Below are 2775 nucleotides of genomic sequence, written 5' to 3' on the forward strand. Positions count from 1 at the left end.
TTACCAGCGAATCATCCCGTCCTTCTACGCCACGGGCGGCTACGTTCGTGGGCGTCCTGCCTGTTCGCTGTTGGTGTACTTATAATTAACCATTGGTTGTGTTTTGTCAATAACCATAAGTTAATTTTGGTGATGAAAGGTAAGTGGATCAGAAAGTGAAGGGAAGCTATGGAAAGGGCATAAAAAAACCCAGATTTATATCTGGGTTCATTGTGAGGTGAGAGTTATGTTCGGCGTTTTCTGAAGTTTTCGTCATTTTTTACAAATTCTAGCGAATCAAGTATCAGTCCAGATATTCTCAGGACATCTTCAGGCTTTTCTATGAAAATCCGATTACCGTCATGCTCAAGTCTTGCGCGGCTGATTTCATTACTGGCGATTGGAGTTATATCGAAAGGTAATTGAATGGATGAACGATTCTTCTTATCATGGTAGCGAACCAACCAACGATTTGTCTTTCCTTGGAATAACACAGAATAATAGGATTCCGTGTCCTTTGGTTGCAAATCATGTTCAGGACCGACGATGGATGCTATTTTTTCAAATAGCACTCGCTCATTATGGGTGGTGACTATGTTGGGATTATCTGCATCTACGATGTCGGCTTCTTCGTCGATGTGGCTAGTGGTTGACTCGGCGTCTGTAGTGTGGTCTTCAATTACGTGTGGCTTTGATGACAGTCCAGATACAACCATGGCGCTAACGGAACGTTGAACTGCTTCGCGAACTAGGGGGGTAATAGAGTCAATAAATCTCTGATTAAGCTGGCGACCAATGTTAGCTCTGCTCGCTACGAAGCGAACAAATTCAGCATCAACCTCTCTAAGACTCTCACTTACAACTTTCACGAACGCTGATATATAAACACTTTCTTCAGCCAAAGTACGTAAGGCTTCAGGTTTAAACTTGTCATGTCTAAACCTGAATAATTGTTCTGCATCTGAATCGGTAATATCATCCATACGAATCCTGATGAATGGCGTTGGATCCATGATGTTTTTTTCTTTTAGATCTGTGAAAAATCTCCATTCGACGCCATTAGTGATCGCTGAGATGGTAACTTCTGGGGTGGAGTTGAAGTATCTTGATAACTGGGGGCAGTGGTTGTCGATCTTTTCAGTGTAGGATTTTGCCTCAATAAACATTACTGGAACACCCTGACAAAAAAGGGCGTAATCAACTCGCTCTCCATATTTTGCACCAGGAAAATCCGCACCATATTCAGCTCTTACTTTTTGTGGGTCATAGGCATTAAAACCTAATATATCCAAAAATGGTAAGATAAGAGCTTGTTTGGTTGTTTCCTCCGTCGTGCAATGTTCCCTGACCTTTTTTACATGTTCAATGTGGCTCTTGAGACGTAATTTAAAGTTTTCCATACATCATCCCTCACAAAGGCAACTCTTTGTTAAATAACAATATTAATTATGTAATATCATGATTTACGATAATGTTTGTTCTATTTTGGCTGTTGGTTATCTATCTACGAGACCTAAGAACTGCATACCAGAAGACAAATCCAATAATCTCAATATTAGCCTCGTCGGACTCTTCATCATCAAACTCTTCTCGATTGAATGAGCGGATTAGAATTTTCCCCCCAGGACGCCGATAGAGCTGTTTAATTCGCTTTAAATCATTTTGATTGATAGCGTATAACTCACCATCAATAATTCGCTTGTTCGTAGTGTCGACAGCGACAGTAGAACCATCAGGAATAACTGGTTCCATGCTTCTACCGCTGGCGGGAAAGCAAATTACACCCGATCCGTCAGTGTTTGCTCCAACTCTTCTTAAGGTCGCCTTTGAAAATCGTAACTTATAACCATTATGATCTTCATTCATTAATCGTCCATCTCCACAAGCGAATTCAATGTCTTTGAGAAACGGAACGTAAACCTCATCCTCCGGCAGTGGTGTTCTGCTATCCCAAGCATCAACCGTACCCCATTCTGATTCAGGAGGGATGCTTGACTCAACCTCTTTGCTAGTTCTGGCTTTCGACTCAATGCCATATTCAAGCCATTCAGGTCTTACGTTAAGCCATTTTGACAAGGCCTGTATTTTTGCGTGATCAGGGCTCGCAGCCTTGTTTAGCCATTTCCAAATGGCGGCTTCTGATACGTCAATTCCTTGTTTTTTAAGTTCCCGCTTTATGCGTCCAGATAATCCACGCCCAGCCACACCAGCGGCTTGACACGCAGTGTGGAGACGGTTCGAGAAAGCTTCTTTCATATCTTCTTTTTTAACCATTCGTTAATTATGTGGCTAAGTTGACTTAACTGTCAGTTATGTTTTAATCTTAACCGAAAGTTAATTTATTGGAGGTGCCATGAATCCGGTTAAAACTGCAGTTGACGCGGTTGGTGGAAAAACCAACGCCGCAAAAATATGTGATTTATCAGTGGTTGCGATTCACAAATGGGTAGTAAAGGGCCGCCTACCCAGAACTGAATACACAGGTAAAACAAAATATGCCGAAAAGTTGGCGGCTGCCTCTAACGGGCTATTTTCGTCGGATTGGTTACTCCATGAAGCCAATCCCGACAAAAATCAAAACTAATGGTTTTTTATTTTTATGAACGCATGGAGATTTTGCTAAATAGCACAACCATTTTTTGTCGTGTTTTCGCGACAAAGCCGTAGAGGGCAGGGTACACAACCCAGCCCGTTAGCGTAACTACCAGAAGAAAGAGGAAAAGGTAGGTATGGCCGACATCAAAGAAACCATCAAAGCGATGTGCAAGGCGTATCCAGGCGGACGTAACGCAATGG

The 2775-nt window shown here is 42.2% G+C and carries 4 protein-coding genes; 1 reads left to right on the top strand and 3 read right to left on the bottom strand.

From position 1 onward, the window contains the following. Positions 1–224: 224 nt before the first annotated feature. Together J5224_RS24615 and J5224_RS24620 are read right to left on the bottom strand one after the other, a co-directional pair. Positions 225–1379, bottom strand: coding sequence for a type I restriction endonuclease (locus J5224_RS24615; RefSeq protein WP_264627849.1), 1155 nt, complete (start codon positions 1377–1379; stop codon positions 225–227). Between the two features lie 100 nt (positions 1380–1479). After that, positions 1480–2235: a LexA family transcriptional regulator gene (locus tag J5224_RS24620; RefSeq protein WP_413544719.1), complete on the bottom strand. Its 756-nt coding sequence runs from the start codon at positions 2233–2235 to the stop codon at positions 1480–1482. Positions 2236–2332: 97 nt separating this feature from the next. Between J5224_RS24620 and J5224_RS24625 the strand changes: the two genes are divergently transcribed. After that, positions 2333–2563, top strand: coding sequence for a helix-turn-helix domain-containing protein (locus tag J5224_RS24625; RefSeq protein WP_264627851.1), 231 nt, complete (start codon positions 2333–2335; stop codon positions 2561–2563). A 13-nt stretch (positions 2564–2576) separates the two neighbouring features. On the opposite strand, the gene J5224_RS24630 is transcribed toward J5224_RS24625, so the two are convergent. Next, the coding region (locus J5224_RS24630) for a hypothetical protein (RefSeq protein WP_264627852.1) at positions 2577–2775 on the bottom strand (199 nt) is incomplete at its 5' end.

Source organism: Candidatus Symbiopectobacterium sp. NZEC135 (genome assembly GCF_025962695.1).

Coding starts and splice junctions, on each gene's coding strand:
- J5224_RS24615 (WP_264627849.1), bottom strand. CDS start 1,379: ATGGAAAACTTTAAATTACGTCTCAAGAGCCACATTGAACATGTAAAA.
- J5224_RS24620 (WP_413544719.1), bottom strand. CDS start 2,235: ATGAAAGAAGCTTTCTCGAACCGTCTCCACACTGCGTGTCAAGCCGCT.
- J5224_RS24625 (WP_264627851.1), top strand. CDS start 2,333: ATGAATCCGGTTAAAACTGCAGTTGACGCGGTTGGTGGAAAAACCAAC.